This is a genomic window from Streptomyces rugosispiralis (genome assembly GCF_024505145.1).
GTDB classification, from domain to species: domain Bacteria; phylum Actinomycetota; class Actinomycetes; order Streptomycetales; family Streptomycetaceae; genus Streptomyces; species Streptomyces rugosispiralis.
On record NZ_JANIAA010000017.1, the window covers coordinates 176,107 to 182,223 of the forward strand.

Consider the following 6,117-nt stretch of genomic DNA (forward strand, 5'->3'; position numbering starts at 1 on the left):
GAGAATCCCCGTATGAACGCCCTGATCCCCCGCCCGCGCCTCGAGGTGGCCCCCGGCGCCGTCCATGTGCCGGGCTGGCTCAGCCTCGAGCGGCAGCGGGAGCTGGTCATCGCCTGCCGGGGCTGGGCCACCGGCCCGGTCCCGATCCGGCACACCAGGCTGCCGCGCGGGGGCGTCATGTCGGTGCGGACGGTGTGCATCGGCTGGCACTGGCAGCCCTACGCGTACACCCGCACCGCCGACGATGTGAACGGCGCCCGGGTCGCCGAATTCCCCGACTGGATGGTCGAGTTGGGCCGTCGCGCCCTGGCCGACGCGTACCACGACGAGACAGCGGGCCAGGGCTACACCCCCGACACCGCGCTCATCAACTTCTACGACGCCCAGGCGAAGCTCGGCATGCACCAGGACAAGGACGAGCGGTCATCCGCCCCGGTGGTCTCGCTCACCATCGGCGACAGCTGCGTCTTCCGCTTCGGCAACACCGAGACCCGCACCAAGCCGTACACCGACCTCGAACTCGCCTCCGGGGATCTGTTCGTCTTCGGCGGCCCCTCCCGCTACGCGTACCACGCCGTCCCCAAGATCCTGCCGGGAACCGGCGACCCGGCCACCGGACTGAAGTCCGGACGGCTGAACATCACCATGCGGGTCACCGGCCTGGCCGATCCGACGCCGTCCCGCGATCACCCCGCGCCCGCGGGCCGCTGAGCCTCGAACTCCACGGGGAGCGCGGTCAGCGAGCGGATGAACGGGTTCTTGCTGTGGCCGATCTCGGAGGCGGGAACGCCCAGCCGCAGGTCGGGGAACCGCCGGACCAGGCTCTCCAGGGCGATCTGCCCCTCCACCCTGGCCAGCGGCGCGCCGATGCAGTAGTGGATGCCGTGGCCGAACTGGAGATGCACGGCGGAGTCCCTGGTCAGGTCCAGCCGCTCGCCGTCGGTGAAGTGTGCCGGGTCGGAGTGTGCGGCGTCCATGTCCAGGAGCACCTGGTCGCCGGCGCGGATGGGTACGGAGCCGATCTCCACGTCCTCGTTGGCGAAACGCACGACGAGGATGCCCGGCCCGGCGTGCCGGAGCAGCTCCTCCAGACCGCGCCCGGCCAGCTCGGGGTCCTTGCGCAGCAGCTCCATCTGGTCCGGCTGGGACAGCAGCGAGAAGACCGCGTTGCTGATGAAGCTGCCGGTCAGCTCGTATCCGGCGATCAGCATCATCCGGGCGGTGGCGACCACCTCGCGGTGGCTGAGCCGGTCGTCCTCGTGTGCGGACATCAGATCGCTGATCAAGTCGTCCTCGGGGGCCTTCCGCCGGGCCTCGGCGAGGTCCTCCATGTACGTCCACAGCTTGGTGGCGGCGTCCTGGGAACGCGCGGCGGTGTCCGGGTCCAGCGGGGGCATGAGCATCAGATCGGCCCATTGGTGGAATTCGGTGCGGTCGGCGATGGGCACGCCGAGGAGTTCACAGATCACCTGCATGGGCAGCGGGATGGCCAGCGCGGTGACGAGATCGGCCCGGCCGTCGACGGCGATCCGGTCCAGCAGTGTGTCGGTGATCTCCTGCACCCGCGGCCGCAGGCTCTCCACCCTGCGGGCGGTGAACGCCTTGGCGAGCAGTCTGCGCAGGCGGGTGTGCTGGGGTGGATTGGTGCCGGGCAGCGTGTCCTCGAACAGCCCGCTCACCGGAGTGGACTGGCCCTGGGAGGCGGCGTAGGCGGCGGCCGGGCTCATGCCGGGGTGTCCGAGACAGTCCCGGACGTCTTCGTAGCGGGAGACGAGCCATGCCGTGGTGCCGTGCATCGTGATCTGCCGCGGAGGGCCGTGCTTGCGCAGCTCCTCGGCGACGGATTGCGGGTCGAGGATGCGAAGTTCTTCTTCGGGGGTGTCAGCCATGGCGGTACCACGTTCTCCTTCTGCTTCGGTGATGCCGATGCCGTGTCGGCTTTGCTGTCAGCTCCGGGCTCCGGAGTCAGCTCTGGCTCCGGGCGGGGATGATGTAGTCGGGGTCGGCCGTCCGTGGCGGCTCGCGCCGGGCCATGGCGGCGTCGATGGCGGGCCGGAGCCGGGCCGCCTTCAGCCGTTCGGCGGTCTCGTCGCGCTCCTTGAACTCGGGCAGCACCTCCTTGGCGAAGAGCTCCAGCGACTCGCAGATGTGCTCGTGCCGGGTCCCACCGCCTTGAACGAGGAAGATCGCCTGGTCCAGTCCGGCCTCCTCGTGCAGCCGCAGGAAGTCGCGTATCTGACGCGGGTTGCCCACCGCGCCCCGGGCCGGATTGCCCAGTGGCATACCGGGCTTGCCGAAGGCGGAGCGGCCCATGCCGTGCTTGTCGCGGTCCCGCTGGAACTCCTCCCACAGCCGGGTGCGGCCCGGTGCGGCGGTGCCGAAGCCCGCGTAGAAGCCGAGGCCGAAGTTGAAGAACTGGACGCCGTCGACGGCGCGTTCCACCGCCGTGGTCTCGTCCTGGTGGCAGAACATCGGAATGGTCGCGGCGATTTGGGCATTGACCGCGAATCCCGCGGGTACGCAGTCCGCGGACTCGATGCCCGAGTAGTAGGCGTCGACCCACTTCTTGGTCTCCGCCGGCCCGAAGAAGGAGAAGTTCAGCGCGCCGAGGCCCTTGGTGGCCGCGATGCGGATCGCGTCCCGGTTGCCGCAGGCCATCCACATCGGCGGATGAGGTTTCTGCCGCGGCTTGGGCAGCACATTGCGGACCGGAGCGGACACGTACTTGCCCTCGACCCCGGCGAAGGGCTCCTCGACGAACATACGGGCGACGGCGTCCACCGCCTCCGCCCACTGATCCCGTTTGACGGAGCGCTCCACGCCGAATCCGCCCAGCTCGGTGGGGGTGGTGGACTCGCCCGTGCCGAAGTCCACCCGCCCGTCGGAGAGCAGATCCAGCGTGGCGATCCGCTCGGCGACCCGTGCCGTCGGATTGAACCCCGGGGGCATCAGAGCGACCGCGTGGCCGATGCGGATGCGGCTGGTGCGCTGGCTGACCGCGCCGAGGAACACCTCCGGCGCGGACATGTGCGAGTACTCCTCCAGGAAGTGGTGCTCAGGGCACCACACATGGTCGAAGCCCAGCCGATCGGCCAGCTCGATCTCCTCCAACATCTCCTTGAACAGGCGGTGTTCGGAGTCCTGGGTCCAGGGTCGGGGCAGCTGGGCCCCGTACAGCAAGCCGAATTTCATGGCGCATCATCACTCTCATCTGCTGGTCGTCGGCGGCGGGCTCGGTCGGGACCGCTTGCTGGGACGGGCCGGGACGGGGATGGCGGCACCGGTTCGGTCAGTCGCGACCGTCCCAGTACGTGTCGAGCACCTGGGCGCGCTGTTCCGGATCGACGAGGAGGGTGACCTTCTCATGGCCGTCCTCCACGATCGTGAACATGTTGTTGGTGAGGAAGACCTGCCCCTTGTCGATGGCGCGCCTGCGCCGGCGCATCGCCGCCAGAATGGCCGGGCCATTGCCATCACCGACGCCGGCCCAGGCGTCATAGGTCCTGGGCTCGGTGGTGAAGCGGTAGGTGGTGCGCCAGTCGTGATCCAGGGTCTTGGCCTGCAGCACGAGAAAGCCGTCCCGCCGGATCAGCCGGAACGCACAGCCGTACTGCCACTGCACCTCCTCCTCGGACAGGCGCAGCGGCTCGGTGAAGCACAGACCGGCGTGTCCCACGTCGGCCAGCCACTCCTGCCCCTCGATACGGACGAGCATCAGCATGTGTTCGGGGTCGGGGGCGAAGATGTCACCGGGCAGATACGTGCCTCCGCTGATGACGTCCAAGTCATAGCCCAGATCGCGGAGCAAGCGGGCGAACAGGGTGTTCAGCTCCAGACACATGCCACCGTCGCCGGTCGGCACGATGGCCTCGAATGCCTTGTCGATATCGATGTCGGCCATGTTCTCCGCGCTGAGGCGGTGGGTGTGGTTGGTGTCATAGGGGACCGTCATCAGATGGCTGCGGTGCAACTGCCGCAGGTTCGGCAGGGTGGGGGCGGGCGGCTGGGAGAACCCCAGATGCGCCAGGTACGTCTCCGCGCTGAACATGTGCGATCCCTTTCTTGCCGCTTCGGTCGGGGTTGGTCCAGCTGAACCGGGTGCGGGGGCCGAGTCACTCCTGGGCGGCTCCAGGGGCGGGGGCAGCACCAGAGGGAGCGTCCGCGTCCGCCTTCTCCAGCTCGTCCCGCAGTTGCCAGGCCAGCATCCGGAGGGTCGGGTGGTCGAAGACAAAGCTGGGAGGCAGCCGCAGCGCGGTGCGCTTGGCCAGGCGGTCGCGTAGTTCCACCGCCATGAGTGAGTCCAGACCGATCTCGGTGAACAGGAGGTCCGGGTCGAGGGTGGCGGCCGCCGAGTGTCCCAGCACCCGGGCGGCCTCCTGCCGCACCATGTCCAGCAGGATCCGCTCCCGCTCCTCGGGATCCGCCCCGGCCAGTCGGCCGGTCACCAGGCCCTCATCGGCCGTGGCCCGAGGGGCAGCGGCTCGGCGGGCCGCCGGGGCCAGCCGGCGCAGCATCGGGTGGACCGCCCCGCCGGCGGCTTGGCCACGGAGCGCGCCGAGGTCCAGCCTGATGGGGAGGACCATGGGTGCGGGCGTACGCAGTGCGGTGTCGAACAGTTCCATGCCCTCGACCGGGGACAAGGGGGCGACACCGCCACGTGTCATACGGCGCTGGTCCGCATCGCCGAGGCGGCCGGTCATCCCTGTTCCGGCGGTCTGCTGCCACATGCCCCAGGCCAGGGACACGGCGGGCAGCCCCTCGGCCCGGCGCTGATGGGCCAGCGCGTCGAGGTAGGCGTTGGCGGCGGCGTAGTTGCCCTGTCCCGCGTTGCCCAGAGTGCCGGCGGCGGAGGAGAACAGGACGAAGGCGGAGAGGTCCAGGTCCCGGGTCAGCTCATGCAGATGGCGCGCACCATCCACCTTCGGCCGGAACACCGCGTCCATACGTTCCGGGGTCAACGCGGTCAGCACCCCGTCATCCAGAACACCGGCCGTATGCACCACCGCCGACAACGGAGCGTCCTCCGGGACAGCGTCCAGCAGCCCGGCCACCTCGTCGCGGTCGGCCACATCACACGCGACGATCCGTATCCGCGCACCCGCCTCGACCAGTTCCGCCTCCAACTCGGCGGCGCCAACGGCCTCGGGCCCGCTCCGACTGGCCAGCACCAGACTCCGCACTCCCCGCACGGTCACCAGATGCCGCGCCACCACCGCGCCCAGCGCCCCCGTACCACCCGTCACCAACACCGTCCCGCCGGACCCCGAACCACCCGGACCGGCTTGGGGTACATCCGTGACACGGGTGAGGTGCCGGGCGAAGCAGGTGCCGTCGCGTAGGGCCAGTTGGCGCTGGTCACCGGCGAGCAGTGCGGGCAGCAACGCGGTGGGTATCGTCGCCCGGTCGACATCGAGGAGGAGAATCCGCCCGGGGTTCTCCGCTTGTGCGGACCCCACCAGGCCCCATACGGCGGCCGCCGCCGGTTCGACCGGATCGGCCTCCCGGACGGCGACGGCACCCCGCGTCACCACGACCAGCCGACTGGACGCCAACGAAGGCTCGGCCAGCCACGCCTGTACGACCCGCAGCACCCGCCCGGTCAGCTCCCGCACCTCGGCCGTACCGTCGCCGAGGTCCAGCAGCAGCACGTCCGGTTGGGAGGTCTCCGGCGTCCTGGCCAGGTGGTGTACGTCCTCGGCGTCGCCCACCGATACGGGTTCCACGGTCGTACCGTCCGGCCGAACCGGCAGTTCCTCCCATGCGACGCGGAACATCCGGTCCGCCGTCGCCGCCGCCGTGCCGAACTGCTCGGAACCGACCGGACGGGACACCACCGAGCCCACCGAAGCCACGGGGGCGCCGCTCTCATCGGCCAATTCCAGGGACATGGTGTGCGGGCCGGACGGTGTCACGCGTACCCGCAGTGCCGAGGCCCCCGAGGCATGCAGCGCCACCTCTCGATAGGCGAACGGCAGCACGAGCTCCGCATCGGCCTCGTCGCGGTTGTGGAAGGCCACGGTGTGCATGGCGGCGTCCAGGAGTGCCGGGTGGAGCCCGAACCCCGCCGCCTGGACCCGATGTTCCTCCGGCAGAGCCACTTCCGCGTACACCGCTCCA

General features: G+C 70.0%; 5 protein-coding genes. 1 reads left to right on the plus strand and 4 read right to left on the minus strand.

Annotation, left to right across the window (positions count from 1 at the left end; translation table 11 throughout):
* Positions 1-12: 12 nt before the first annotated feature.
* Positions 13-711, plus strand: coding sequence for an alpha-ketoglutarate-dependent dioxygenase AlkB family protein (locus NP777_RS24700; protein WP_256652369.1), 699 nt, complete (start codon positions 13-15; stop codon positions 709-711).
* Here NP777_RS24700 and NP777_RS24705 read toward each other — a convergent pair.
* The 4 genes from NP777_RS24705 to NP777_RS24720 all read right to left on the minus strand — a co-directional run.
* A complete protein-coding gene (locus tag NP777_RS24705) occupies positions 687-1,889 on the minus strand; it encodes a cytochrome P450 (RefSeq protein WP_256652370.1) in 1,203 nt (400 codons plus the stop codon). The two genes, NP777_RS24700 and NP777_RS24705, sit on opposite strands and share 25 nt — an antisense overlap.
* Positions 1,890-1,965: 76 nt before the next feature.
* Positions 1,966-3,192: an LLM class flavin-dependent oxidoreductase gene (locus NP777_RS24710; protein ID WP_256652371.1), complete on the minus strand. Its 1,227-nt coding sequence runs from the start codon at positions 3,190-3,192 to the stop codon at positions 1,966-1,968.
* 97 nt (positions 3,193-3,289) lie between these two features.
* Positions 3,290-4,048 carry an arylamine N-acetyltransferase family protein gene (locus NP777_RS24715; protein WP_256652372.1) on the minus strand — a complete coding sequence of 253 codons (759 nt, stop codon included), beginning with the start codon at positions 4,046-4,048 and terminating at the stop codon, positions 3,290-3,292.
* A gap of 64 nt (positions 4,049-4,112) precedes the next feature.
* Positions 4,113-6,117: type I polyketide synthase (locus NP777_RS24720; protein ID WP_256652373.1), on the minus strand; the 2,005-nt coding region annotated here is incomplete at its 5' end.

Excerpts from the sequence above, each read along its gene's own strand:
- NP777_RS24700 (WP_256652369.1), top strand. The coding sequence starts at position 13 with ATGAACGCCCTGATCCCCCGCCCGCGCCTCGAGGTGGCCCCCGGCGCC.
- NP777_RS24705 (WP_256652370.1), bottom strand. The coding sequence starts at position 1,889 with ATGGCTGACACCCCCGAAGAAGAACTTCGCATCCTCGACCCGCAATCC.
- NP777_RS24710 (WP_256652371.1), bottom strand. The coding sequence starts at position 3,192 with ATGAAATTCGGCTTGCTGTACGGGGCCCAGCTGCCCCGACCCTGGACC.
- NP777_RS24715 (WP_256652372.1), bottom strand. The coding sequence starts at position 4,048 with ATGTTCAGCGCGGAGACGTACCTGGCGCATCTGGGGTTCTCCCAGCCG.